The sequence below is a fragment of the Caldithrix sp. genome, from assembly GCF_056497305.1.
On the sequence record NZ_JBSMDE010000119.1, the window covers coordinates 1 to 25,820 of the forward strand.

General features: G+C 47.0%; 21 protein-coding genes, 2 tRNA genes and 1 other RNA gene. 5 read left to right on the plus strand and 19 right to left on the minus strand.

Annotation, left to right across the window (positions count from 1 at the left end; genetic code table 11):
* Nucleotides 1-510 precede the first annotated feature (510 nt).
* From ACWB0I_RS09885 to ACWB0I_RS09955, 15 genes are all read right to left on the minus strand, one after another.
* Nucleotides 511-834, minus strand: a complete 324-nt coding sequence (locus ACWB0I_RS09885) for a hypothetical protein (RefSeq protein WP_479387900.1) — start codon at nt 832-834, stop codon at nt 511-513.
* Nucleotides 835-883: 49 nt separating this feature from the next.
* The gene (locus ACWB0I_RS09890) at nt 884-1,630 is read right to left on the minus strand and encodes a hypothetical protein (RefSeq protein ID WP_479387901.1); all 747 of its coding nucleotides are present in this window, start codon (nt 1,628-1,630) and stop codon (nt 884-886) included.
* Nucleotides 1,631-1,718: 88 nt separating this feature from the next.
* Nucleotides 1,719-2,618, minus strand: coding sequence for a bifunctional methylenetetrahydrofolate dehydrogenase/methenyltetrahydrofolate cyclohydrolase FolD (gene folD / locus ACWB0I_RS09895; protein ID WP_479387902.1), 900 nt, complete (start codon nt 2,616-2,618; stop codon nt 1,719-1,721).
* Nucleotides 2,619-2,757: 139 nt separating this feature from the next.
* A complete protein-coding gene (gene rny, locus ACWB0I_RS09900) occupies nt 2,758-4,311 on the minus strand; it encodes a ribonuclease Y (RefSeq protein ID WP_479387903.1) in 1,554 nt (517 codons plus the stop codon).
* A gap of 43 nt (nt 4,312-4,354) precedes the next feature.
* A non-coding RNA gene (gene ssrS, locus ACWB0I_RS09905) (6S RNA) lies at nt 4,355-4,539 on the minus strand.
* Nucleotides 4,540-4,563: 24 nt separating this feature from the next.
* Nucleotides 4,564-4,851, minus strand: coding sequence for a cell division protein ZapA (locus ACWB0I_RS09910; RefSeq protein WP_479387904.1), 288 nt, complete (start codon nt 4,849-4,851; stop codon nt 4,564-4,566).
* Nucleotides 4,852-4,883: 32 nt separating this feature from the next.
* Nucleotides 4,884-5,156, minus strand: a complete 273-nt coding sequence (gene zapB / locus ACWB0I_RS09915; protein WP_479387905.1) for a cell division protein ZapB — start codon at nt 5,154-5,156, stop codon at nt 4,884-4,886.
* Between the two features lie 3 nt (nt 5,157-5,159).
* On the minus strand, nt 5,160-7,541 hold the full coding sequence (pheT, locus tag ACWB0I_RS09920; RefSeq protein ID WP_479387906.1) for a phenylalanine--tRNA ligase subunit beta: 2,382 nt from the start codon (nt 7,539-7,541) through the stop codon (nt 5,160-5,162).
* A gap of 10 nt (nt 7,542-7,551) precedes the next feature.
* A complete protein-coding gene (gene pheS, locus ACWB0I_RS09925) occupies nt 7,552-8,559 on the minus strand; it encodes a phenylalanine--tRNA ligase subunit alpha (RefSeq protein ID WP_479387907.1) in 1,008 nt (335 codons plus the stop codon).
* A gap of 86 nt (nt 8,560-8,645) precedes the next feature.
* Nucleotides 8,646-8,993: a 50S ribosomal protein L20 gene (gene rplT, locus ACWB0I_RS09930; RefSeq protein ID WP_479387908.1), complete on the minus strand. Its 348-nt coding sequence runs from the start codon at nt 8,991-8,993 to the stop codon at nt 8,646-8,648.
* 26 nt (nt 8,994-9,019) lie between these two features.
* Entirely contained in the window at nt 9,020-9,214 is a 195-nt protein-coding gene (gene rpmI, locus ACWB0I_RS09935; RefSeq protein ID WP_479387909.1) for a 50S ribosomal protein L35, read from the minus strand.
* A 15-nt stretch (nt 9,215-9,229) separates the two neighbouring features.
* Nucleotides 9,230-9,781, minus strand: coding sequence for a translation initiation factor IF-3 (gene infC, locus ACWB0I_RS09940; protein ID WP_479387926.1), 552 nt, complete (start codon nt 9,779-9,781; stop codon nt 9,230-9,232).
* Entirely contained in the window at nt 9,769-11,688 is a 1,920-nt protein-coding gene (gene thrS / locus ACWB0I_RS09945) for a threonine--tRNA ligase (protein ID WP_479387910.1), read from the minus strand. Before thrS ends, infC begins: the two co-directional genes overlap by 13 nt.
* Nucleotides 11,689-11,749: 61 nt before the next feature.
* Nucleotides 11,750-11,823, minus strand: a tRNA-Val gene (locus ACWB0I_RS09950).
* Nucleotides 11,824-11,927: 104 nt separating this feature from the next.
* Nucleotides 11,928-12,011, minus strand: a tRNA-Tyr gene (locus ACWB0I_RS09955).
* Nucleotides 12,012-12,331: 320 nt separating this feature from the next.
* Here ACWB0I_RS09955 and ACWB0I_RS09960 point away from each other — a divergent pair.
* The 5 genes from ACWB0I_RS09960 (at nt 12,332) to ACWB0I_RS09980 (ending at nt 20,745) form a co-directional block, all read left to right on the plus strand.
* A complete protein-coding gene (locus ACWB0I_RS09960) occupies nt 12,332-13,627 on the plus strand; it encodes an MFS transporter (protein ID WP_479387911.1) in 1,296 nt (431 codons plus the stop codon).
* A gap of 101 nt (nt 13,628-13,728) precedes the next feature.
* Nucleotides 13,729-14,910, plus strand: a complete 1,182-nt coding sequence (locus tag ACWB0I_RS09965) for an MFS transporter (protein WP_479387912.1) — start codon at nt 13,729-13,731, stop codon at nt 14,908-14,910.
* A gap of 97 nt (nt 14,911-15,007) precedes the next feature.
* Nucleotides 15,008-17,161, plus strand: coding sequence for a S9 family peptidase (locus ACWB0I_RS09970; RefSeq protein WP_479387913.1), 2,154 nt, complete (start codon nt 15,008-15,010; stop codon nt 17,159-17,161).
* 57 nt (nt 17,162-17,218) lie between these two features.
* On the plus strand, nt 17,219-18,427 hold the full coding sequence (locus ACWB0I_RS09975) for a hypothetical protein (protein WP_479387914.1): 1,209 nt from the start codon (nt 17,219-17,221) through the stop codon (nt 18,425-18,427).
* On the plus strand, nt 18,427-20,745 hold the full coding sequence (locus ACWB0I_RS09980; protein WP_479387915.1) for a T9SS type A sorting domain-containing protein: 2,319 nt from the start codon (nt 18,427-18,429) through the stop codon (nt 20,743-20,745). Before ACWB0I_RS09975 ends, ACWB0I_RS09980 begins: the two co-directional genes overlap by 1 nt.
* A gap of 51 nt (nt 20,746-20,796) precedes the next feature.
* On the opposite strand, the gene ACWB0I_RS09985 is transcribed toward ACWB0I_RS09980, so the two are convergent.
* The 4 genes from ACWB0I_RS09985 to ACWB0I_RS10000 all read right to left on the minus strand — a co-directional run bounded on the left by ACWB0I_RS09985 (nt 20,797) and on the right by ACWB0I_RS10000 (nt 25,816).
* Nucleotides 20,797-22,251 (minus strand): aminoacyl-histidine dipeptidase, encoded by a 1,455-nt coding sequence (locus ACWB0I_RS09985; protein ID WP_479387916.1) that lies wholly within the window; start codon nt 22,249-22,251, stop codon nt 20,797-20,799.
* 379 nt (nt 22,252-22,630) lie between these two features.
* On the minus strand, nt 22,631-23,428 hold the full coding sequence (locus ACWB0I_RS09990) for a hypothetical protein (RefSeq protein WP_479387917.1): 798 nt from the start codon (nt 23,426-23,428) through the stop codon (nt 22,631-22,633).
* A 355-nt stretch (nt 23,429-23,783) separates the two neighbouring features.
* The gene (locus tag ACWB0I_RS09995) at nt 23,784-24,659 is read right to left on the minus strand and encodes a formylglycine-generating enzyme family protein (protein ID WP_479387918.1); all 876 of its coding nucleotides are present in this window, start codon (nt 24,657-24,659) and stop codon (nt 23,784-23,786) included.
* 71 nt (nt 24,660-24,730) lie between these two features.
* Nucleotides 24,731-25,816, minus strand: coding sequence for a class II aldolase/adducin family protein (locus ACWB0I_RS10000; protein ID WP_479387919.1), 1,086 nt, complete (start codon nt 25,814-25,816; stop codon nt 24,731-24,733).
* Nucleotides 25,817-25,820: the final 4 nt, after the last annotated feature.

The following is a 25,820-nucleotide window of genomic DNA, read 5'->3' on the forward strand; positions in this document are numbered from 1 at the left end:
CCGGCACGGTTCCTCACCGCCTGGGCATAAGTTGCCCCTTCGCAAATTAATTCGTAATTCGTAATTTTTAATTTTTAATTTAAAAATACTTCCCTGTGCGCTCTGTGGTTACTTAAATTCCTGTGTAAATGTTTTTCGGTTGCGGTAGTGCTGCCTTAGTTGATTGGTTTAATTGGAAAGCAAAGTTTTTAAATCAGTCGGTGGTTTTAAAAGAGGGGATTTGTTTCATATGGTGCTAAAAGAGAGTTGTTGACAATACAGATCAAGCATCGTTAAATGTTTAACGTTTAACTTCTACAATTTTCATTTAGAGTGCTCCCACTGAAGCGGGATCGGGATGACATGTCGGCATGAGCCTGCACCCCTCTAAAATAACGCAACATTTCACAAAAAATTCATAATTCGTAATTTTTAATTTTTAATTGAAAAACTGAAGAGTCGAGCTCCAATTGCGCTTTACTATCTTAGCGACTATTTGCATTCACTGTGGCTAAACAAATTCCTTCCTACTTAGAGATCCGTTTCCAGCTGGAAGTGAGGACAACCATCGGTCAGCTCTACTTCTTTGTTTTTCACTTTGCAGAGGTAGTAAAAATCGCCTTCACCATGGGGCGTGGCTTTAATATAGGTTTGTCTGAATTTACAAAATTGACAGATGCGCATATTCACTTTTCGTGCATTCTGGATGTCGCTATGGCGTTGTAAAATGGGTGCAATTATTCTCAGCATGCTGCGTAAGCGCACAATCATCTGACGAATACGTACCAGAGCAATGATCTGGACAATTAATAAAATCACAAATGCGCCTAATAAAATGGGTAAAAAATCCAACATGCTTACCTTTGCTTTTTTTCTTAATTAACGCTGTCCTGATTAAACAGTTTCAGATTTTTTTCAGTCGCAGATTGTCAATCGATTTCTGCACCATGTTCCAATTTTCGTACTCAAACATCAAACACTTTAGTAATTTCGGGGCTAAAGCGATCTTTTGGAAAATTTCCCTCCAGGGCAAATCTCCTTCCAAAAGCGGTTTCCAGTTCGGACGGTGTCCTTGATGGGCAGGATGGTCAATGGCATGCAAAATGAATGGCTGGTTTACATCCAGCAATTTCTGGATTATATCCAATAATCCTCCGGCTGTTTCTGCGAAGGACGCATCTGTTTTCGACTGCATGAAAGAACGGGAAACATCAAGAACGGGCAGCGCATGCCGATAGCGCTGTTTCTGTTCAAGAAAAAAATCCAGAAAGGATTCCGGGCTTGCAAGCGGGGCGTCGTTTTCCAGGGCAAGGGTTAGCAATTCGTTTTTTACGGGCAGCCATGGGTATTCTTCAAAAGAGGCCTGATGCTGCACCAGAAACAGTTCAGAAGGTATGGCCTGTACACAGCGTTTTAAAAAGGATTGAATGGGCTCTTCGCGGACATCGGCAGGCAGATGGAGATGCACTTTAAACTGTCGGGCGGCCTTTAGCAAAAGCTGAAGATGAGCCTCATCGGCCATGGTAGGGCTTAAATAGAGTTGAATTTGCCGGAAATGAAAACGGCTGGCTAGTTCCACGGTTCTGATCCAGGAATAATTCTGCTCTTTTGCCACCGAGCTGGCTAAACCGAATTTGCTAAAAGGCAACATGAATTAACCTTACTCATCACTTTTAAGAACTTACTCTTACTGAAGAGTCGGCCATTGGGCCTACTTGCAGGTATTTGTGATTTAAAAGTCAGACAGACGCAAGATCAATCTTGTTCTGCACGGCCGCCACCTGCAGTGTATTGTGCATCAGCATGGCAATGGTCATGGGGCCTACCCCACCCGGCACGGGCGTAATTCCGGAAACTCTGGGCAACACCTCTTCAAAGGCCACATCGCCCACCAGCACATAACCCTTTTCGTTGTCTGCCTCTTTGCGGTTAATACCCACATCGATGATCACCGCGCCCTCTTTAAGCATATCGGCGGTTACGAACTCGGCGCGCCCCATAGCTGCAATTACAATGTCGGCCTGACGCGTAAAGTGGGCCAGATCGCGGGTGCGACTGTGCACCACGGTAACCGTGGCATTGGCCGCTCTGGCCTTTTGCATCAAAAGATTGGCCATGGGCTTACCCACAATATTGCTGCGTCCGATTACGACGGCGTGTTTTCCTTCGGTTTCAATTTGGTAAAATTTCAATATTTCCACAATACCGGCCGGCGTACAGGGTAACACATAAGGTTTACCGCTGACCAACAGCCCCACATTGCGTGGATGAAAACAATCGACATCCTTATCGGGATCAATAGCCAGTAACACTTTGTGTTCGTCAATATGATCCGGCAGGGGCAATTGCACCAGGATGCCGTGCGTGTATCGATCCTGATTCAATTTACCAATGAGTTCCAGCAATTCACTTTCCGAAATGGAAGCCGGTAAGGAGATGGTTTCAGAATCCATACCCAGCTTTTTACAGGTCTTTTCCTTGCGGGAAACATAAACCCTGGAGGCCGGATCCTCTCCGACCAGAATTACTGTTAATTTTGGTAAAACGTCGCGACTTTTTAAAAAACTTAACTTTTCGCTTACCTGGCTGTAGATGTGTTCGGCTACTGGCTTGCCTTTAAGTAGCTTTACGTTGTCCAAAGTCCGTTCTCCAATTTGCTTTTACAGGTTAGATGATCGCAGTGCCCGGTCATTTATTTGCAAGTTTAGCTTTCAACGCTGAAATGGCAGAAAACGTACACACATTTCTGGAAAACACCACGCTATTCGACCAGGCGCATCAGGCGAAGTCAAGCGCTCTGAATTCCCGGATCACCACCACTTTGACCTGTCCGGGATAATCGGTTTCATTTTGAATTTTCTTGGCGATTTCACTGGCCAGATTGAAACTGGCCACATCATCCACTTTTTCGTGATCCACAATAACGCGCACCTCTTTGCCGGCCTGAATGGCGTAAGCCGCTTTCACCCCTTCAAACGACATGGCAATCTCTTCGAAGGAGGTCATACGACTGACAAAATTTTCAATAACCTCGCGCCGCGCGCCGGGACGGGAGCGGCTAATGTCGTTGGCTATCTGAACCAGGATGGTAATGGGCGAGATGGGTTCCACGCCGCCATGGTGCCCGGCAATGGCATTGAGCACAACGGGATTTTCACCATACTTTTTGGCCAGTTCATAACCCAATTCGGCGTGGTCGCCCTCTACATTGCGGCGGTCCACGGCCCGACCAATATCGTGCAGCAGACCGGCGCGCCGCGCCTGCTGTTCATCCAGCCCCAATTCGGCTGCCATGATCCCGGAAATGATAGCCACCTCCTTACTGTGCTGCAATACATTTTGCCCAAAACTGGTGCGGTAACGGAGCTTGCCCAGCATGTAGATCAAATCCGGATGCAAACCGTGCAGGCCAACGTCAATCAACGCCTGCTCGCCCAACTCACGCAGATATTCATCCATTTCCTGTACGGTTTTTTCGTACGTTTCTTCAATGCGGCCCGGATGGATGCGGCCATCATTGACCAGTTTTTCCATGGTCAGGCGAGCTAATTCTCTACGGTAGGGATCATAGCCGCTTAAAATAACAGCTTCCGGTGTGTCATCGACAATGACATCGATGCCGGTAACGATTTCAAAAGCGCGAATATTGCGGCCTTCGCGACCAATAATGCGCCCTTTCATTTCATCGTTGGGCAGGGTCACCACAGCCACGGTAGATTCAATGGCATGGTCCGAAGCCGATTGTTGCATGGCCGAAATAATGATGTCTTTGGCTTTGCTCTGCGCCTCTTTCTGGGCATCTTCCATGATTTTGTACACAGTGGCCGAGGCCTCTTTCTGAGCGCTTTCTAACAGATTGTCCAGCAGAAGCTGCTTAGCCTGCTCTCGCGTTAGACCAGCGATGGTCTCTAATTTTTTATTCTGGATATCCAGAAGTTGATCTAATTTTTCGCGTTTTAGATTGAGCTGGTTTTCGCGATTTTTTAACTCTCTCTCCTGTAAAAAGAGTTCGCGTTCTTTTTTATGAATTAAATCGACTTTGCGGTCAAGATTGTTTTCCCGATTGGCCAGCTCGTTTTCCAGACGTTGTAGGGTTTTGCGTTTGGCTTCGAACTCATCTTCTAATTGTTGTTTCTGTTGAAAAATCTCTTCTTCGGCTTCTAAGAGTTTTTCTTTTTTTTCATTTTCCGCTTCTTCTTGGGCTGATTCCAGTATCTCTTTTGCCCGCAATTCAGCCTTTTTTAGGCTGTTTTGCCCGATCCATGAATTCAAAAACCAGCCGAGGCCGAAGGCAATAAGCGCTATCAGAATCATTAACACAACCGTCAACATTTAGCCTCCTTTTTTCCCTCTGAGTGGGGTTGTTCAAATAAAAAAGCCCTGCCCTTTACCGGACTATTGATAGAACCTCTTCTACAATACAGTGGGCACCTCCTGGACGGGTCATGCTTCCTCTGCATCCCGAGCTAATCGGGACCGTGGCTTGCAATCAGCGCCCAGAGCGCGGTTCCCTGTGTTGATGGTGTTGGTCCTATTTAGTCCCGCATAAAGGACAGGGCTAAATAGCATTATGGAAAAGAACGGCTATTCTTCTACAAACTCGGCCAGTTCACGGTTTAACTGTTTGGCTTCCTCATCTAATTGATTTAACAGTTTTTGCCGATAAGCTCGTTCCTGATACAATTCATCGGCAATATTCAAAGCCGTTAAGATGGCGATCTTAACGGTTGATTTAATGGACTGAGTTTTATCAATCTCTCTCATTTTTTGATCAATATATTGTGCAATTTCACGCACATAATTTTCATCATTGTCGGAAACCAATGTGTATTCTGATCCAAAAATGTTAACGCGAATCTGGCCATTAGCCATCAATTCTTTTCCTTCTTTTCTCTCAACACCATTCAGGTGATGTCAATTTGTTCCAGCTCAGCAACCAGACGCTTCAAACGTTCTTTTAATGCGTCCCGCTCAGCTTTCAGGGCTTGATTCTCTTCTTTTAGTTTTTCAATTTCTTTTACGTTTACTTCCTGTCTGGAATCTTCGGCAAGTCGTACTCTTTCCTTTAGCTCATTAAGTTCCTGTTCCAGTTGATAATTTTTAAAACGTATTTCCCGATGCCGTTCGATCAGTTCTTTAATATTGACTTTTAATTTTTCAAAATTTTGTAAATGCATCGATTATTTCCGCAAACTTGCCGAAAAATGTTTTGTTGTTTTATCGATTATTTGTTGGAAGTAGCGATCTACTTCCTTATCACTTAACGTTCTTTCTGTGGATTGATATCTTAAACGTAAGCCAAGGCTCTTTTTACCTTCAGGAATATTTTTGCCCTGGTAAACGTCAAATATGTCTACCGATTTTAACAGGGAACCTCCATTTTTTTGTACAAATGCAACTACATCAGCCGCCAAAATTCCCTCATCCAATAAAAAGGAAACGTCCCGCTCGGAATAGGGGAATTTAGGGATGGGCTGAAACGGTTTTTCAAAGACCAGATGTTTCTGCAATAGATCGATATTCAACTCAAAACCGTAAACCTCGCGCTCAATCTCGAATACCTCACAAACTTCTTCTGTAAATTTCCCACAGAGACCGATCAAGTCATCCTGAATCGTCACAGCTACGGTCTGATCTTTTTCCATGTAACCTGCTTTATCATATAAAATTATTTGGTAGTTGTCAAGAAATAATTTGGACAAAAAGGCTTCTAAATAGCCTTTAATATCATAAAAATCAACTATTTGTTCGGAAACATTCCAGCCCGGGAGGTAGCGATTTCCGGTCATTACTACGGCCAGGGCGTAGGGTTGCTCAGGGAGGTTGGTCCCATCAAAAGGCCCAAAAATGCGGCCGATTTCAAAGAAGTGCAGATCCCGATTATTGCGGTTTAAGTTGTAGCTAACCGCTTTCAGCATACCAGAAAAAAGCGAAGGCCGCATGACAGCCATGTCGTCACTGACCGGATTTTTAATGGCCAGCGGTGGATGCGGTGTAAAAGGCTGGGCTTCGGAGCGACGCACCATGCTCTGCGTAAAAATTTCCTGCAAGCCCAGGGCGATCAATTCCGTTCTTAAATATTGCAATCGATTTTCCTGCTCCGACACCGGCATTTCGTAAAATGTGGTGGTGTATTGTTTGGCCGGTAGATTGGCATAATTAATCAGTCGGGCTACTTCCTCGGCCAGGTCTTCCACCAGAGAAAGGTCGTGACGAAATGTGGGAACAATTACCTCGTTATTTTCTACCTTTAATTGAATACTTTCTAACTTTTGCCGGATTTCTTCGTCGCTGAATTGCGTGCCCAGCAGGCGATTGATTTTTGCCACCTGTAACGGAATGCGTTTTTGTGGCAGTGGATCTGGATAAACATCAACCACGCCACTGGCTACCTGCCCTTCGGCCAGTTGTTCCATTAAAGCGGCTGCGTTATTGATGGCGCGGATTACATTTTCGGGGTCTGCGCCGCGTTCAAAATGTTGAGAAGCATCGGTACTCAGGCCCAGTCTCTTTGAAGACATGGCAATGCGTTCGGGCTTAAAATAGGCGCTTTCCAGTAAGATGTCGCTTGTGGACTCGCTCACTTCTGAATTCTGACCGCCCATAATGCCGCCAATGGCTACAGCGCGTTTGGCATCGCAAATCATTACTGTGTTTTCCGGCAAAATCCGTTCCTTGTCATCCAGAGTAACAAATTGATCGCCGGCTTTACTGGAACGGACGTGAATTTCATGTCCCTCGATCAGATTCAGGTCAAAGGCGTGCAGAGGGTGGCCGATTTCGGCCAGAACGTAATTGGTAATATCCACAATATTATTAATGGGCCTAAAGCCAACCGCTTCCAGGCGCCGTTGCATCCATTCCGGACTGGGGCCAATTTTTACGTTACGAATGACGCGTCCGGCATAGCGCGGGCAACCATCGCTATCGTGAATTTCGATTTTAATGATTTCGGCCGTATTTTGCGGCCCCTGTTCTTTCAGTTCGTATTTTAGCTCTTTTAAAGGCTGGCCGGTCAGGGCTGCGACTTCCCGCGCAATGCCGTAAACGCTTAAGCAGTCTCCGCGGTTTGGAGTGACCGCAATATCAAACACCCAATCCTGTTCTTCTTTTAGTAATTCGTATACATTTTGTCCCAGGGGCCATTTCCGCTCAAAAGCCCAGATGCCATCGGAATGGTGTTCCAGGCCCAATTCTTCTCTGGAGCAGATCATTCCGTACGATTCCACGCCGCGGATTCTGGCTTTTTTTATTTTCAGGCCATTGGGTAATTGAGCTCCTACCAGAGCCAGAGGAACCAATTGTCCGGCAGCCACATTGGGCGCTCCACAAATAACCTGAAAGGTTTCATCCCGGGTTTTTACCTGGCAAACTGACAACTTATCGGCATTGGGGTGTTTTTCCACGTGAGTCACCTGACCAACAACCACACCACTAAATGGTTGTACCAGAGGCACAACTTCTTCCACTTCCAGACCGGCTTCGGTTAAAAGCCGTGCAATTTCTTCGGGAGTCTGTTCAAATTCTACAAACTCTTTCAGCCAACGATAGGTAACTTTCATGGCAGATCTCTTAAAATTGGTTTAAAAATCGTACGTCATTTTCGAAAAAGATGCGAATATCATCAATGGCATATTTGATCATGGCAATGCGGTCGATGCCCATGCCAAAGGCGTAGCCCGTGTATTTTTCGGGGTCCACACCCGCGGCTTTAAACACATTGGGGTGTACCATGCCCGCGCCGGAAATTTCCATCCAGCCAGTATTTTTACAAACCCGGCAGCCCTGCCCCCTACAAAAGACGCAACTAAAATCGTACTCGGCGCTGGGTTCGGTGAAGGGAAAGAAGCTGGGTCTGAACCGCACTTTAATATCCGGGCCAAACATGCGATGCGCAAAGGCCTGAATTACGCCTTTCAGATCGGCGAAAGTAATCCCTTCATCCACCACCAGACCCTCTACCTGATGAAAAAAGGGAGAATGGCTGGCATCTGGCGTGTCGCGCCGATAAACGCGTCCCGGGGCAATCATTTGAATGGGCGGTTTTTGACGCTGCATGACGCGTATTTGAACGGGCGAGGTGTGCGTGCGCAGCAAAATTTCATCAGTGATGTACAGCGTGTCCTGCATGTCGCGGGCGGGATGCGTTTTGGGAATATTCAGGGCTTCAAAATTGTAGAAATCGGTTTCCACTTCCGGGCCGTCTTCGATCGTAAACCCCAGACCGGTAAAGATCTGTTTAATTTCATCGGCCACCTTTAATAACGGATGTTTACGACCGGCGAACGGTTTACGTCCGGGCAGCGTGAGATCCAATTTGGTTTTGCCCGCTTCCTTTTTTTTGAAGGATTCGACCAAAGCCTGATACTGTTTTTCCAGCTCCTGTTTCAATTCGTTCAGGGCTTTGCCGAATAAAGGACGCTGTTCTTTGGGCAATTCGGCAATACGATCAAAAGAAAAAGAGACCAGACCTTTGCGTCCCAAAAACTTAACGCGTACCGACTCCAGATCAGCCGGGCTATTCACCTTTTTGATGGCTTCAGCAAATTCCGCTTTGATCTTTTCAATAATCTCATTCATTGTACAATCCGCCTTTACATGAATAAAAAAAGGAAGGCTTCACACAGACCTCCCTTTTAAACAAATTTGAAATGTGTCATGGTTGTTCAGGCAGTAACCTGTTTAACCAACTGCGAAAATCCCTCAGGATCATGCACGGCCAGGTCGGCCAGCACCTTGCGGTCTAACTCAATATTGGCCTTTTTCAGACCATGCATAAAAACGGAATACGAGATGCCGTTCAAACGGCAGGCGGCGTTAATCCGCGCAATCCAGAGCTGGCGGAAAGTGCGTTTTTTAGCTCTGCGATCGCGATAGGCGTATTGCCAGCTTTTTTCAACCTGGTCTTTGGCTGTTTTGTACAGACGGCTTTTACCCAGCCGATAACCTTTGGCCGCCTTTAAAATCTTTTTTCTTCTCTTACGAGCAGCAACATTGTTTTTTGCACGAGGCATTTCTATCTCCTACCTTTCATTTTTCCTTAGGCCAGAATCATTTTTTTGACGCGCTTTGCATCGGCATCGGTAATCAATGCTTCTTTACGTAAATTGCGTTTCCGTTTGGCACTCTTTTTGGTTAAAATATGGCTGTGATACGCATGATGCCTTTTGATCTTTCCACTGGCGGTCACCCGAAAGCGTTTGGCAGCGCCGCGATTTGATTTCATTTTAGGCATTTTATCATCCCCTTTCTACTTTAGTGTCATAACCATGGTCATGTTACGACCTTCGAATTGTTTGTTTCCTTCTACCTTGGCGATATCACTCAGTTCATTCTCAATTTTTTCCAACAAACGCTCACCAAATTCTTTGTGAGCCAGTTCCCGTCCTCTGAAATGAACCGTAAATTTCACCTTGTTTTTATTCATCAGAAATTCGCGGGCATGCTTCAACTTGTATTGCAAATCATGATCTTCTGTTTTCGGACGCATGCGAATTTCTTTGACAACAACCGTGTGTTGTTTCTTTTTGCTTAACTTTTCTTTTTTACTCTGTTCGTAAATGTATTTCCCGTAATCTAAAATTTTACAAACAGGCGGATCGGCATTGGGCGCAATCTCAACCAGGTCCAGACCTCTTTCCTGCGCTAAATCCAATGCTTTGTTCAAGGGCACGATGCCAACCTGTTTACCATCTTCATCGATTAACCGAACTTTTTCGGCCGTGATGGCTTCATTAACGCGATTTTTTTGTGACGAATGGGCGATGAGCTTTCCCCTCCTTGTTATTACTACTGATTTAATTCGTTTATGATTCTATCCTGGAATTCCTGGAATCCCATGGCGCCTAAGTCGCCTTCCCCTTTGTGCCGCACAGACAACCGGTTTTGCTCAACCTCTTTGTCCCCTAAAATGAGCATGTAGGGAATTTTCTGCACTTCCGCTTCACGAATTTTAAATCCGACTTTTTCATTTCGTTTATCGACTTCGACGCGAATGCCCTGCTCTCTCAGCGTGGCGGCCACCTGATCCGCATAATCGAAATGGCGATCGGCTATGGGCAAAATGATCACCTGAACCGGAGCCAGCCATAAGGGAAAGAAACCGGCATAATGCTCAATCAGAATTCCAAAAAAGCGTTCCAGCGAACCGAGCAAGGCCCGATGAATGGTAATCGGGCGGTAGGCCTGGCCATCTGAATCGACAAAGGTTAAATCAAAGCGCTCAGGCAGATTAAAATCCACCTGAATCGTTGAACATTGCCAGCGCCGCCCTAATACATCTTTAATTTTAATGTCGATTTTAGGGCCGTAAAATACGCCTTCGCCAGGATCAATCTCATAGTCAATTTGTTTGGCTTCGAGCGCATTCTTCAGCGCTTCGGTAGCGTGCTCCCAGCTCTGCACATCGCCCACAAACTTTTCCGGACGCGTAGAAAGATAAACTTCGTACTCGGTAAAACCAAATTTACTTAACACCCTGGCATTCAAATCCAGAACACGAATGATCTCTTCCTGCAACTGATTGGGATGACAATAGATGTGCGCGTCATCCTGGGTAAAGCCGCGCACGCGCATCAAACCATGCAACACGCCGGAGCGTTCGTATCGGTAAACGGTTCCCAACTCGGCAAAACGCAGGGGTAAATCGCGGTAGCTACGAATCCGCGACTTGTAAATCATCATATGAAAGGGACAATTCATGGGTTTGAGTTGATACTCGACCTCATCCACCACCATGGGGCTGTACATGTTTTCGCGGTAAAAATTGGTGTGCCCGCTGATCTCCCACAGATGCTCTTTGGCAATGTGGGGGGTAGAGACCAGCTGGTAACCGTTTTGCAGTAATTCTTCTTTTAAATAGGTTTCGATGATGTGTCGAATCAAAGCCCCTTTTGGATGCCACAGGATGAGCCCACTACCGATTTCATCCTGAATAGAGAACAGATCCAACTCGCGGCCCAATTTACGATGATCCCGTTTTTTTGCTTCTTCAATGCGCCGCAAATGGGCCTTAAGCATTTTTTTGTCCGGATAGTTAGTAGCGTAAATGCGCTGTAGCATTTTATTCTTTTCATCTCCATGCCAGTAAGCGCCGGCCACGGAGAGCAATTTAAAATTCTTGCCCAAATATTTGGTGGAAGGCACATGTGGACCACGGCACAAGTCGGTAAATTCTCCCTGACTGTAAGCCGTAATCACTTCGTCCCGCGAATCGATATCCTGGATCAACTCCACTTTTAAATTTTCATTGATCTTCTTAAAAAAATCGATGGCTTCGTCGGCTTTCATCACTTTGCGCACGGTGGGCAAATTCTCATCCACAATTTTAGCCATCTCCTGTTCGATAAGCGGAAAATCTTCCGGAGTAATGGGCCGATCCAGATCAATGTCGTAATAGAAACCGTCTTCGATGGGAGGACCAATACCCAACTGGGCTTCCGGAAATAGTCGCTTAATGGCCTGAGCCATTAAATGGGCTGAAGAGTGCCAGAAGACCTCGCGACCTTCTTTATCATTAAAGGTCAATATGTGCAATGTACCCGATTCCGTCAAAGGTTCGTTTAAGCCAATCACGCGATCATTAAATTTAGCCGCCAGAGCCTTTTTGGCCAGACTGTTACTGATTTGGCCGGCTATCTCCAAGGGCGTGATACCTGCCTTAAATTCCTTCTGACTTCCATCCGGAAAGGTAATGGTAATCGAACTCAATCTATTTCCTCTTTCTGATGTTTAGATAAAAGAAACCACGGGCAATCCCGTGGCTCATCAGTGGGACGGGGGGGACTTGAACTCCCGACCTCTACGATGTCAACGTAGCGCTCTAACCAACTGAGCTACCGCCCCTCAAAATGGAATTTTAAATTTACACTCTAAAACGAATAAAATCAATATCTATTTCCCGAAACATCAAAAAAAAAGCCCCGATTGGATAATCAGGGCCATTTTTGTGGGGAGGGAAGGATTCGAACCTCCGAAGGCACTCGGCCGGCAGATTTACAGTCTGCTGCGTTTGACCGCTCCGCAACCTCCCCGTTTCAATCGAGTTTCAAATATAATAATAATCCATAATCTTTGTCAAACATTTTTTAAAGCGAATTACCCGGCATTTTGTCTCCCGCTGATTGTCCGCATCTGCCTTTGCCTGCCAGCTGGCCGGCGCTTTTTAAATCGCCCCATTTCTGTCTCTGAATCAGACCATTAATGCCCCTTTTCATTTGCACATAACAGGCAAAATGCTTATTCTTATTATTTTAAGATCAAAAGCGCACTGTTGAATTAAGATTCCTAAAAAATAACGTGACGAACAAGATAAGTATGTGTAGCCTTTAGTACCAATCTATTTGGAGGAAAAATGGCCAGGAATAAACGTACCCCTTTCCCCGCGGTTTTCTGGATTGCCAATTCCATTGAAGTGCTGGAACGCTTTGCCTATTACGGCATTTACATGGGCTTTGGCATTTACCTGGAATATTTAGGGTACACCAAGGCACAATTAGGTTTTGTGCAAAGCTTATTTCTGGTGCTCTCGTACACCATTCCCATTATTTCCGGTACCTTTGCCGACCGTTTTGGTTTTAAGAAAGTGCTTCTGATTTCTTACCTGGCTTACCTGCCCTCTATTTTACTTTTGATTTTGACGCGCACTTTTTCCGGCATCGCTCTAACCATGCTCAGCATCGGTTTTGCCGCCGGAATTTTCAAACCGCTTATCTCTGGCACCGTACGTGCCGTTACGGATTCCAGTAACAAAACGCTGGGCTTTGGCATTTTCTACGCCATGGTCAATGTTGGCGCTTCTTTTGGTCCGATTGTGGCCGGTAAATTACGGGCCATTTCCTGGAATTACGCCTTTATGGCCGCTGCCCTGGCCATTGGTCTCATGTTCTTTATTACCCTGTTTTTTTACAAAGAACCCCAACGCCAGATTGAAGGCGTTACGTTAAAACAAAAATTCAAAGAGATGGCCCTGGTCCTTTCCGATCGCAAATTTCTGCTCTTTCTGATTCTGTTGGGCATCTTCTTCTGGTCTCCCTTTTGGGCTTTTTTTAATCTGTGCGCCATGTACATCGATCTTAATCTGGACACCGCCCGTCTCTATCTCAATTTTAAAGCTATCTTTGGCAGTTCCTTTGCCAATTTTTTCTCGCACGAAACGGCCGATGGTTCCAGAAAATTGTTGGGCGAAACCATCTCGCATACCGGTTACATCATCATGTTTTTTCAGATTTTTATTTCCAGAATGGTCAAGCATTTCAGGGCCATTCCCACCTTTTTGACCGGTCTCTTTATGCTCATGCTGGGCTTCATCACTTTAGGCCTGGCAAAAATCACAGCGCCTGCGGTGGTCTTTTTGGGCATTACCCTGTTTGCCATTGGCGAAATGATTGCCTCGCCGCGCATTCAGGAGTACATCACCTGGATTGCCCCCAAAGAAAAAGCGGGCCTTTACATGGGCACTAATTTTCTGAGCACGGGCCTGGGTGGCCTGTTAAGCGGTTTAATCTTCACTACTCTCTATGGCGCTGTGCGTTCCATGGGCCATCCGGAATATGTGTGGTACGCCCTGGCTTTGAACATGTTCATCGGGATTGGCGCCATATCCATATTTACGTTAAAATTGGGAGGATTTGAAGAGTTACAGGAATAACAGCGGAGCATGGAATCATGAGCACAAGTCCGTTCGTTGCGCCGGAAAAGGTCTTAAATAAAGAACCGCCTGACCCAACAACGGACAGGTCGGGAGGTTAAATGAGCACAAGCGATGAGAGGGAACTTCCGAGTTCCTGTTTAAAAAACCGCAATTTGCACATTATTTTTGCCGTGACTCTGATGGCCGTGCTGGGCGTTTCCAGCATTACGCCGGCCTTTCCGGTCATGGCTCAGGCGCTGCACATTGCTCCCGGACAAATCGGGTTGCTGATCACTTTTTTTACTCTGCCCGGCATTTTCCTCACTCCGCTACTGGGTTTGCTGGCAGATCGTTACGGGCGTAAGAAAATTTTAATCCCGTCTCTCATGCTATTCGGAATCGCAGGCTCTGGTTGCGCCTTTTTACAGAGCTTCGAGGCCCTGCTGGCGGCCCGTTTTTTACAGGGCATCGGGGCGGCGGCCCTGGGCGCCTTAAATGTCACCTTAATCGGAGATTTGTTCAAAGGTCGGCAACGCGCCGCAGCCATGGGTTACAATGCCAGTGTGTTGAGTATCGGTACAGCCAGCTACCCGACCATAGGAGGAGCGCTGGCCCTCTCAGGCTGGCACTATCCCTTTTTACTACCGATCTTTGCCCTGCCCGTAGCTTTTTTCGTTTTGTTTTTTCTGGAAACGCCGCCATTTAAACGCACGCCGGGCTTAAAAAATTATTTACGGCTTAGCTTAAAAGCCATGGCTAACCGCGAGGTAACCAGCCTTTACCTGGCCAGTATGGTGACCTTTATCATTCTCTATGGGGCCTATTTAACTTACTTCCCTCTGTTGCTCGATCATAAGTTTAAAATCAGTTCCTTTACCATTGGCTTAATCATGTCCTCCATGTCGGCCACCACGGCGCTCACCTCTTACCATCTGGGACGGCTGACCAGCTTGTTTTCAGAAAAGACGCTCATCAAAGCCAGTTACATTCTGTACACCCTCTCTTTGCTGATCATCCCCAATGTAACCAGCCTGCCTTTTTTTCTATTGGCCACCATTCTCTTTGGCATGGCTCAGGGCACAAACATCCCCAGCATTCAAACGCTCTTAGCCGGGCTGGCCCCCGCTCAATTCAGGGCCATTTTCATGTCGATCAACGGCACGGTTCTCAGGCTGGGCCAAACAGTAGGGCCGATCATTGCCGGCCTTTCATTTGGACTGTGGGGCCTGGAAGGCGCTTTTTATTTCAGCGCTGCTTTAGCCGCCATCCTGGGTCTGATTTTGATGCTCTTTATTCCATGAAAAAAGGGCCTCTTCAAAATTCCCATGCTTTGTGTTTCTGAATTTATTATTTTCAGGATTAACACAAATTACTAATCGCAAAGAATAGGAGGTCCTCATGCAAAAAATTCTGTTAATATTCCTCTCTCTCATTCTGGCCACTTCCCTGACTGCTGGAGAAAAATTACTGACCCTCAAAGAAGCCATTCTGGGCTATTCTCAAAATTTAAAGGTAGAAACATTAGATCAGCTCCAGTGGCGGGGCAGCAGTGAGTCCTTCACTTACGTCGATTCCCTGGAAAATCAGTTCGGCTTAATCGCTGTGGAAGCCGGACCAGGAACGGCCCAAATGCTCATTTCCCTGGATTCTTTAAACGTCCTGATGCGCGCCGCTGGCTATCAAACCTTAAGTCATTTTCCAAGAATTCACTGGCTGAACAACAATTCCTTCCGCTTCCGGCGAAAGATGCAATTTTTTATCTGCGATCTGACTAAACCGGAAGTGCGATTGATCAATGAAATTCCGGATGAGGCCCAAAACGTGGAGCTCCACCCGGAGCTAAACTACGTGGCCTACACCATTGGTCAGAACCTCTACGTCTCTCTGGAACCGAATAAATCCATTCAGATTACTTTTGACACAGAAGATGGTATTCTAAATGGAGACAGCTACGTGCATCGCCAGGAATTCGGCATTCGTAAGGGAATTTTCTGGTCGCCTTCCGGAAAACACATTGCCTTTTACCGCGTCGATCAACGCATGGTAACACAATATCCTCTTGTAGATATTGACAGCCGACCGGCCAAATTGCGTTACATCCGCTATCCGTTCACCGGCATGACCAGCGAACAGGTGTCCATTGGCGTGTACCACATGCAGACCGGTTCCATTACTTACCTGCAAACCGGAGAGCCCAAAGATCATTACAAATGCAGCGTTACCTGGAGTCCGGATGAACGCGCTATCTACGTAGCCCAGCTAAACCGCGATCAGAATCATCTGCGTCTTGTTAAATATGATCCGTACAACGGCTTAGCGCAACAAACGCTTTTTGAAGAAAACGATGAACAATGGGTGGAACCGGAACACGGCCCCCTGTTCGTCAACAAAGATGCCAGTCGTTTCGTCTGGTTTTCCAAACGCAATGGTTACAACGACCTCTATCTCTACCGTAACGACGGTAAACTATTGCGGAAGTTAACCCCTTCCAGATGGGATGTCACGCGCTTTTTAGGTTTTGACCTCAGTGGCAAAAAGGCCTATTTTCTGGCTTCAGCCAATGATGGACTGGAGCGTCAGGCCTTTAGCGTGTCGTTGAAATCCGGCCGTCTGAACCAATTAACGCACGCCTCCGGTGTTCACTTTGTTCAATTTCAAAAAGCGGGCAAATTTCTACTGGATCGCTTTAGCAATATTTCCACGGCCCATCGTATTGCGCTTCTGGACGCCAATGGCCGTGAATTACGCGAATTGCTTAATGCCGCCAATCCTCTGGCCGACTACAAAATTGGCCAGTTAAAGTTACTTCAATTGAAAAGTAAGGCAGGCGATATTTTAAATGCGCGTCTCATTTTACCCCCTGATTTTGATCCGGCCCAAAAATATCCGGTTATTGTTTATGTGTATGGCGGTCCCCACGGTCAAATGATCACCAACAGTTTTTTACGGGGCTGGAGCTGGTGGTTTTACTACATGGCTCAAAAGGGCTTTATTCTGTTTACTCTGGATAATCGCGGCACCAATAACCGCGGCCTGGAGTTTGAACAGATCATTCACCGCCGCCTGGGCACCATCGAAGTGCAGGATCAGATGGTCGGCATTCAATATCTTAAAAATCTGCCCTACGTAGATAGCACACGCATCGGTGTGCACGGCTGGAGCTATGGAGGCTTCATGACCATCTCGCTGATGACGCGTCAGCCAGGCGTCTTTAAAGTGGGGGTGGCCGGCGGGCCGGTAATCGACTGGCGCTACTACGAGGTAATGTACGGCGAGCGCTACATGGACACCCAGCAAAGCAATCCCGATGGTTACGAAACAGCAAGTCTGTTGAACTACATTCAAAATCTGAAAGGCCGTTTACTGATCATTCACGGTACAGTAGATCCAGTGGTGGTTTGGCAAAACAGTCTGCTCTATTTGCGCAAGGCCATTGACTTACAAAAGCAGGTGGATTACTTTGTTTATCCGGGCGATGAACACAACATGTTCGGTATGGATCGCGTTCACCTGTACCAGAAAATTTCGGATTATTTTCTGGAACATTTATAATTGATTTTTTGCGTTCCATGAGCCAAATTACAACAAAAACAAAAAGGGATCGGCCCCATGTTAAAGCGCTTAATGTTGTTCGTTACTTTTTTATTCTTGGGATTTACGCCACAAAACCTTCATCAGGTCTTTCAGGCGCAACCATTGACTCGCGTTGAGCAAGAAGTTCAGCAATGGCGTTTAATCCCTGGACAGGCAGACGCTCCTCTGCGCTATTTTTCGCTAACGGCAAAAAAACTGTTGATTCATGACGGAACGGCGACTCATGAGCTTGCCTTGCCACCGCACTTTTATGAATTTAAAACCTCTCCGGAAAACCAGTTTTATGCTCTGACTCAGTTGCTCCCTGCGCTCAAAGACAGGCGGTATCCCAGATTGGTGGTTCAGGTCTATTCTCTGTCAGGCACTCTTTCATTCCGCATGGAACAGTCATTACAGGATGCGGAGTCGATCCCTGAGCTAAGCGTACTGGACAATGGCGGCCTGGTTTTGAACGAAGCGCCCATCGGACGGGTTACCTTTTATTCGTCTGACGGGCGACTTTTGCGGGAGATAGAACTATTCGACGACGCTCCTTATGATCTGGAACGCGTTCTGATGGTGGCAACGACGCAGGGACGGATTGCTGTGCTGGCCAGTAAGCGTGGCAGCGCGCCTCTGGATTCCAATGCGCCCGAACCTGAAGGCGAGCCCCATCTTTTCTTATTTGATTTACAGGGCCATCTGTTGTGGCAACAGGCCCTCCCTGAAGCGGCGCCTTCCAATATTGCCTTTTCACCCGATGGCGAACATCTGCTGGTTAGCGTGTACGCCGCTTATCTGTTTAAACCATTGGTCAAAAAGACCTTGCTGATTCAATCCGACGGCGCGGTGCAAAAGACCTTTCCCTTCCTTTTTAAGTACGCCGATTTCGCCCGCCAGCAAAAACGCGCCCTGCTTGCTGATCGTTTCACGGTACGTCAGATCAATCTACGCAGTGGAGCATTGGAATGGGAACACCATTTTTTGCCGGAAAAAGGAATGGTAAGCGCAGTAAAACTGGACGAGGAAGGCCAGAAAGCGGCGGTTCTAACGGCAGTGCAACGCTTTACCAGCAATCGTTTTGAATTCCATCAGCCGCTGCTGCACATTTTTGATGATCAGGGAAGCGCCCTGCAGCAGATCGTTTTCGAAGGGGAAAAATTCCTGAGGCCAGCCCTACAATTCAGAAACAACGAAATTTACATTGGCTTTATCCAGAATCTGTACAAATCCGGGGTCCAGTAATGAAAGAAATATTCTTCAACAATTTGCGACTGCTTTCATCCGTTCAAACTCTGAACATGCGGGTCTTTGATGGTTTGAATCGGCGACCATTCTTCACGGTTCACCGTTTCTATTTAATTTTAGTGCTGATGGTTTTTAAGGCACAGGGTCAGGAACAATTTCCCTGGCCGGTCACGCCCTTTCATGAAAGCCACGAAATCACCGGTACCTTTTGCGAGTTCCGCGACACCGGTTCATCCGATCATTTTCACAACGGCACCGATATTCCCAAGGCAGATGGCCAGCCGGTTTACCCGGTTAAGGACGGAACGATCGTCAGCATGTCCACCAGCGGCTCCAATGCCTACGTACGCGTGAATGACATTGCCTACGTGCACATCAATCCCAACACCTCGCTATCGGTGGGCGATAGGGTGATTGCCGGTCAAACCATTCTGGGAACCATTTACCCGGGCATGGGCCATGTTCATTTTACTTACGGCTATGTCGGTTCTGAAAAAAACGCCATGCTACCCAACCAGGGTTTAACTCCGCTGGAAGACCCCTGGCCGCCGATTATTCGTTATGTGCATTTTTACATCAACAACAGTCTTCAAAAATTCCCCACAGCGCGCGTAAGTGGCGCTGTAGATATTGTGGTTAAGGTTGACGAGCAAAACGGCCCGCCTTCTTCTCCGGTTTCCAGACGCAATAATGGCATTTACAAGATTGGCTACAAAATTTTTAATGAGGACACCTCAACCGTTATTGAAGCGCCATCGGCCAGTGGCGTGCGTTTTCAATTTGACACCAAACCGAGTAATTCTTACGTGCACAATGTCTTTTTCGACGAACTGTCAAGCACTACCAGCCATGTTTACATTGTCACCAACCGCCTGGAGTCTGATGATTTCTGGAACACCACTGAACTGGATTCCGGAAAATATGTGGTAATGGTCTTTGCCGAAGACACGCGGGGTAATGCCGATACGGTTTACGTGCCGGTAGAAATAACGGGCGAGGACGCTCTGCCTCCAGGCCAGCCAACCCTGCGTTTTACGCGCAGCCTGCCGGAGGGCATGCAAATCGCCTGGTACCCGGTCAGCGATTCCGACCTGGAGGGCTATCGGTATTATTTTAGCTGGGATGCAGAGAGCTGGAATTTGCACAGCGACGAACATGAATTATCCGCAGACAAAAGCGATACCACATTTAACGTACAATTTTCTAAACCTGTTTTTTCCAGATTGTCTGCCGTGGACGATGCCTATCCACCCAATGAAAGCGCTTTTAGCGATGTGTACGGCACCCTGCCCGCACAGCAAAATCAACGCATCTTAATCGTGGATGGCTTTGACCGGACTCAGAGCAGCGGAAGCTGGCATGAACAGGCCCACTGGTTTGCCGCGCTGCACGGCCAGGCCCTGGCAGCCAACGGATTTGGATTTGATTGCGCAGCCAATGAAGCCGTTCTTGATGGCAGTATTCAACTTAATGACTACCAGGCCGTTATCTGGATGTTAGGCGACGAGTCCACCCAGGACGAAACCTTTAGTGCAGCGGAACAGCAACTGGTCAAAGCCTACCTGGAAGCCGGGGGGCGTCTGTTTGTCAGCGGATCGGAAATCGCCTGGGATCTGGATCAGGACAATGGTTCTTCTGGCTCCACAGCACAGGATGAAGCCTTTTTGCACAACTATCTCAAAGCCGATTACGTGGCCGACGATTCAAAGATCTATCAGGTAAGCGGTTTAAGTGGCGCTATTTTTGAGGGACTTGAATTGAGCTATGGTCAGCAACCTTACCCCGAAGATTACCCGGATGCCATTAAAGCCTATGGGGGGGCCCTACCTGCTCTGCAATACAAGGGCAGCAATCTGATCGCCGCTGTGCAATATGAGGGTACGTTTGGTTCGGGAACGGTCCCCGGAAAACTGGTTTACCTGGCCTTCCCTTTTGAAACCATTGACAGTGAAGAACAGCGCAACGCCTTTATGGAACGCATTCTCAATTTTTTCTTTGATTTAAATAACCTGGAACAAAAGCCCGCGGGCATAGCGGAGCAATTCCAGGTGGCCCAGAATTTTCCCAATCCATTTAACGGCAGTACAAATATTGAGGTTGAGCTTCCCCGCAGCGGACAAATTCGCGTGGCAATTTATGACTTAGAAGGCCGACTGATTCGCCTTCTAAAGGAGGAACATTTAAACAAAGGGCGCCACAGGTTTTATTGGGATGGCACTAATGGAAAAGGAGAGACCGTGGCCAGCGGTCTCTACCTTTACAGGATTACCTTTGGCGGGCAAGCCATTACGCGGAAGATGTTGTTGGTTAAATAGCTCTCACACTCAAGCTAAAGCTTGAGTTACGCATCCTCAGCTGCCGCTTTGCTAATTAATCTTCTTCAAGATTTCCAGGAGGTATTCCCAGACATGCTGAACGGATTCAATGCGGATTTTTTCGTCCGGAGAATGCGCACCCAAAATATCCGGCCCAAAGGAGATCATATCCATCCCTTCGTATTTTTCTCCAATGATGCCACATTCCAGACCGGCATGAATGGCGGTAACTTCCGGCTCCTTGCCAAACTTTTCGGTGTAGATACTTTTGCAAATCTGCAACAGCTTTGAATGCGGATTGGGTTGCCAGGCCGGGTAGCCATCCTTTTGTTCCACTTCAAATTCGGCCAGCTCGCCCAGGGCTTTTACGCGATCGGAAATATCGGTAATGGATGAGGCGATGGAAGAACGCTGTGAGGTCAGTAGTTCAACTTCACCCCCGCTGGTGGCAATAGTCGCCATGTTGGTGGATGTTTCCACCAGCCCTTCAATAGCCTGACTCATGGCCATTACACCATGCGGCACGGCGTACAACAAGCGCACCAGTTGATCTTTAAACGGTGTGCTGAAAACCTTCTCTGCTCTTGCGTGCTCTTCAATCTTAACGGTTACATCTTTGTCCACAAATTGCAATTCGTCTTTAAAGATTTTCTCATATTTCTGAGCAAAAGCCTTCAGGGCATCGATCTGATCGCTTGGCACATCCAGCACAGCTTCGGTTTCACGCGGGATGGCATTGTGCGCGCTGCCACCGTTAATGTCTGAAATATGGTAGTGAAACAAATCATTGAGATTGTAAAGCAGGCGTCCCAACAGTTTAATGGCGTTGCCCAGTCCCTGATGAATATTTAAACCGGAATGTCCGCCGCGTAATCCGCCCACTTTTAACAACACAGTGGTATGGTCACTGTGGGGCTCCAGCCATTCCACTTTCTTTCGCAGAATCGTATTCTGACCGCCGGCACAACCAATGAACAACGTGGTTTCTTCTTCTGAATCGATATTCAGCAAATACTTGCCTTGCACAAAACCGCTTTTCAACGACGAAGCACCGGTCAGGCCGGTTTCTTCGTCCACGGTGAACAAAAATTCCAGGGGAGGATGTTGTACATCATCGGCCTCCATCAAAGCCATGGCCATGGCAATGGCAATACCATTGTCTGCGCCCAGAGTGGTTCCCTCGGCCGTAACCCAGCCATCTTCTACCTTCAATTTAATGGGATCTTTGGAGAAATCGTGCTGCGTGTCTTTATTCTTCTCGCAAACCATGTCCATATGTCCCTGAATCACACAGCCCGGGCGATTTTCCATGCCTGGCGTTGCCGGCTTTTCGATGACCAGATTACCAACTTCATCTACTTTGTAGGTAAAACCGCGCTCTCTGGCAAACTGGATTAAAAAGTCGCGAATCTTTTCTTCGTGCTTGGAACAACGGGGAATTTGACTGATCAAATAAAAGTTTTTCCAGACCAGTTTTGGCTCTAATGCTTCAATTACTTCTCTCATTTCTATCCTCCAAAGCATTTGTTTGTACAAAAAATTAAATTAAAGAATCTTTACCTAAAATAAAAATTATTCTGTGCACAATGTACTCAAAAAAATGTGCAATCGGATTATTGGAAATGATCTCTGCTGCTTCCGGTCGAAAAATCGATTACGCAGCCTGCTTCACGGGCAGGAAACACTTTGCTTTTTGGAAATCGCCCTGAGGGATTTTTATTAGAAAAGGAAATGTACCAGCCCCGATAATGGAAAAGCCAGGTGGTGGTTCAGAAAAAGCGGAAATCCCGGAGAGTATGGCAGGGATTCCCGCTTACACATCGCTGACTGGAGGCAGATTAATGAGCGCCGTAAGATCATTTATTCCTACCATTTTCTATTGCATTCATTGGCTTCTGGTAAATCCATCGCTCCACATGAAGCTGCCATTATCCTTCACACAACTAACAATCAGTGTTTCATCAATGATTGAAGCCAGACCATGGTACTGGCCGTCATAGAGTTGATCGGCTCCTGCAATGGTAAAGGTTTTAATTCGATAGAGATTTTTTTGGGCATTGATCAATTCCAGCGTGCCAGCAAATGTAGCGCCCCAATTCGTTCCACCGGAAATATTTCCCTGAGAACCGACCACAATGGTCGAGATGCCGTCTTCCTCAACCAGGGTCCAGGTGCCTGACACCGCACTAAGCGAAGAAGCCGTTTCGTAAACCGGATCATTGGCCGCCAGACTTAAATCGCCCGAACCATCGAACACCTGTGCATTTCCCGCAAATTTAGCCACCAGTCCCCGAACATCGTTGCCTTCAAACTGAGTGCGAACGATCTTCCCATTATAAACTTGAAGTTGATTGCCCGTTTTCCCGTCAACAGTTAGTACATCGAGATTGCCTTTGATGTTTTCATCCTGTTCCTTCAAGGTACCGTGCAAACTCACCGAAAAATCAAAATAGGTCGTGTCGTACACGCCAAAGAAGGCTTCGCCTTGTGGATCGATCATGGCAAAGGTTAAATGCATCTGCTGAGCAGGTTGCAGGATAAAGGAACCAAACCACAGCCCGTCAAACTGAACCTGCCCGCCTTCCTTATCCTGATTATTGGTGGACGTTTTGGAGCAGGAAGCAAGGATGGCCAGGCTGAAGGCCATCACAAGCCAGAGATGTTTTTTAAAAGCGTGTCTCATGTTTACTCCTCCCCTGTTCATTATGGTTGAGTTCTTAAAAATGAACACATAGGTCATTTTGAATTCTGATTGATCGTTATGGGAAATCTTCCCATTTTAACAAAAACAAGATTTTCTCATCTCCTGCCATAGCGGGCTAAAACTCCTTTTGGCCTAACACAACACAAGTTCCATCTTACTTAACTTCCATTGTTAAACCTCATCTCTTTAGGCAGAGCGACCTCCACAGACGCACTTTACAGAAATCTACCGGGTGTCCTTTAAAAACAGCTCTATTCACAATCCCTGTCTGCGGCTATCTGGTCAGACTGGTTTTGAACCTTCTACTACCCGTTGTTACGTCCTTACAGGCGCCTCAAGGCTCCACATCTTTTACACAACGGAATCCAAGATTCCAGTCGTAGGCCGCTGGTTTTCGGGCATGACGCGAGGTAATGCGCATGAAAACCGGATTGGGAGTTTCCCAGCTCCCCCCGCGGATCACCTTATTCCCCTCCTTATCGTATCTCCATTCTTCTGCCGCACCGTTGGGATAGGGCAGATAATCACTGGTCGTCCATTCATAGACATTGCCGCACATATCGTACAAGCCATAGCCATTAGCCGGATAACTCATCACCGGTTTGGTGCCCATCTTCCGTAAGCCGATCAGACGAATGATCCCGGCAAAGAAGGTCTCTCCCTGAGCGCGATAGTTGGCTTTAGCCGGGTCAGGCTGATTCCCCCAGGGAAACCATTTAGATTGCGTACCCCCGTGGGCTGCATATTCCCACTCCTCTTCGGTAGGCAAACGCTTACCAGCCCAGCGGGCATAGGCCCGGGCATCGTTCCAGGTTACATTGACCACAGGATGATCCTCACGTCCCGGCGTGGCGTATTTTTCCCAGGGACCTTCTGCCTGATAACCCGTCTGTTCAATAAAAGCGCGAAACTGGCGATTGGTTACCTCATGAATATCCATGTAAAAGGAATGTACGGTTACCATGTGGACAGGCATTTCGTCCCCGAACCACCACAGAGCGTGTCCGGTGTCCATGTGCGGAACCTTCCGGCCCATCTGAACCAATTCTGGAATGTCTGTACTGTCAATACCCATTTTAAAGGAGCCGCCCGGGACGAGCACCATTCCGGCTGGTGGTTTCCCGTTTTGGGCAAATAGGTTAAAAACCATTAAAAACAGACCGGACAAACAGATCATCGATGCGGTGTTTCGAAAAATTTGAAATTTCATGATTTTTTCCTCCATTTTTTTGTCCGCTTAATATCTTACACAAACCATTTAAATAGGTTGATGAATGAACTTCAGGCCACCATGGGAATCTGCCGAATTAATTTGCCATCAATTCGCTGGAAAATTTCAGAAAGGTTGGATCCGGTAATGGTTAATCCATGGTTTTTTAAACCAACCACAGCATGGGCAGGATCAGGCGTTTGTTTTAGCAGATGGACCACATCCCTGGCCAACTCAATGGTGCCACACGGAAAATTTTGCTTGCTGGCCGGTACACCTGCCATCCAGGCATGAACATGAACAATGGCTCCGACATCTTTAAAATGGTCATAAATCAAGAAATGTTCCACCGCATCAACCGAAACGCGCGCTCTACGGTCATAAAGCGGCGGAACACTCACTTTTACTTTTCCTGTCTTTTTGTCGAGGCCTGTTACCAGCAATACATCCTGCCCCACTTTTCCAATGCGAGCCTTGTCGATGCCCCGCGCCGTCATCCAGAAGGTCGTTGCTCCAAGTTGAGGAATGTTTTCTCTGCAGCTTAAATTGCCATAGCTCAATCCTTTGACGCGAAACAGGTTGTACAAATGTTGCAAGTCTTCCGGCGACAAAAATTGCTCCAGGGCAAATGGAGCCGGCAAAAGTCCCAGATCATTCAAAACCCGTCCAAATTTACGCATTTGTCGCACCAGGTCACTGCCCTGCCAATAGGCTTCGGGCAAATCGCATTGCAAAATATTATCGATGGCCAGATGAGCATTGATCACAGGTCGAATGGCCTGGTAAATCGTTTCGCCGCTAAAATCAGTTGGGTAGAATCCCGCTTCCGGAGTAGTAATCCAGACCTTATTCTGGCCAGATCCTTCCAGCACAAAACAGACCAGCATGTTGGAAAGAGTGCGCACCAGAGTCTGGTAGCAGAGCGCTCTTAAATTTTCAACCGGTGGTTTTACAGCCATAAAAGAGATTACAAAGATAGCCCTGGAACGCCGGTAAAAAATTGCAGGATTACGGAAATCGATTAGGTTCAGCACAAACCCGATATCTTGCGCTTCGTTTTGTAGCTGATAGCCACGCGCGCTCAGTGTGTTGATTAATGGAAGCATCAGGCTTTCCAATTCCGGAAGAGATTGGTTTTTTTGAATAAAAAAATTCATGATT

Excerpts from the sequence above, each read along its gene's own strand:
- ACWB0I_RS09885 (WP_479387900.1), bottom strand. The coding sequence starts at position 834 with ATGTTGGATTTTTTACCCATTTTATTAGGCGCATTTGTGATTTTATTA.
- ACWB0I_RS09890 (WP_479387901.1), bottom strand. The coding sequence starts at position 1,630 with ATGTTGCCTTTTAGCAAATTCGGTTTAGCCAGCTCGGTGGCAAAAGAG.
- rny (WP_479387903.1), bottom strand. The coding sequence starts at position 4,311 with ATGTTGACGGTTGTGTTAATGATTCTGATAGCGCTTATTGCCTTCGGC.
- ACWB0I_RS09910 (WP_479387904.1), bottom strand. The coding sequence starts at position 4,851 with ATGGCTAATGGCCAGATTCGCGTTAACATTTTTGGATCAGAATACACA.
- zapB (WP_479387905.1), bottom strand. The coding sequence starts at position 5,156 with ATGCATTTACAAAATTTTGAAAAATTAAAAGTCAATATTAAAGAACTG.
- pheT (WP_479387906.1), bottom strand. The coding sequence starts at position 7,541 with ATGAAAGTTACCTATCGTTGGCTGAAAGAGTTTGTAGAATTTGAACAG.
- pheS (WP_479387907.1), bottom strand. The coding sequence starts at position 8,559 with ATGAATGAGATTATTGAAAAGATCAAAGCGGAATTTGCTGAAGCCATC.
- rplT (WP_479387908.1), bottom strand. The coding sequence starts at position 8,993 with ATGCCTCGTGCAAAAAACAATGTTGCTGCTCGTAAGAGAAGAAAAAAG.
- rpmI (WP_479387909.1), bottom strand. The coding sequence starts at position 9,214 with ATGCCTAAAATGAAATCAAATCGCGGCGCTGCCAAACGCTTTCGGGTG.
- ACWB0I_RS09960 (WP_479387911.1), top strand. The coding sequence starts at position 12,332 with ATGGCCAGGAATAAACGTACCCCTTTCCCCGCGGTTTTCTGGATTGCC.
- ACWB0I_RS09965 (WP_479387912.1), top strand. The coding sequence starts at position 13,729 with ATGAGCACAAGCGATGAGAGGGAACTTCCGAGTTCCTGTTTAAAAAAC.
- ACWB0I_RS09970 (WP_479387913.1), top strand. The coding sequence starts at position 15,008 with ATGCAAAAAATTCTGTTAATATTCCTCTCTCTCATTCTGGCCACTTCC.
- ACWB0I_RS09975 (WP_479387914.1), top strand. The coding sequence starts at position 17,219 with ATGTTAAAGCGCTTAATGTTGTTCGTTACTTTTTTATTCTTGGGATTT.
- ACWB0I_RS09980 (WP_479387915.1), top strand. The coding sequence starts at position 18,427 with ATGAAAGAAATATTCTTCAACAATTTGCGACTGCTTTCATCCGTTCAA.
- ACWB0I_RS09985 (WP_479387916.1), bottom strand. The coding sequence starts at position 22,251 with ATGAGAGAAGTAATTGAAGCATTAGAGCCAAAACTGGTCTGGAAAAAC.
- ACWB0I_RS09990 (WP_479387917.1), bottom strand. The coding sequence starts at position 23,428 with ATGAGACACGCTTTTAAAAAACATCTCTGGCTTGTGATGGCCTTCAGC.
- ACWB0I_RS09995 (WP_479387918.1), bottom strand. The coding sequence starts at position 24,659 with ATGAAATTTCAAATTTTTCGAAACACCGCATCGATGATCTGTTTGTCC.
- ACWB0I_RS10000 (WP_479387919.1), bottom strand. The coding sequence starts at position 25,816 with ATGAATTTTTTTATTCAAAAAAACCAATCTCTTCCGGAATTGGAAAGC.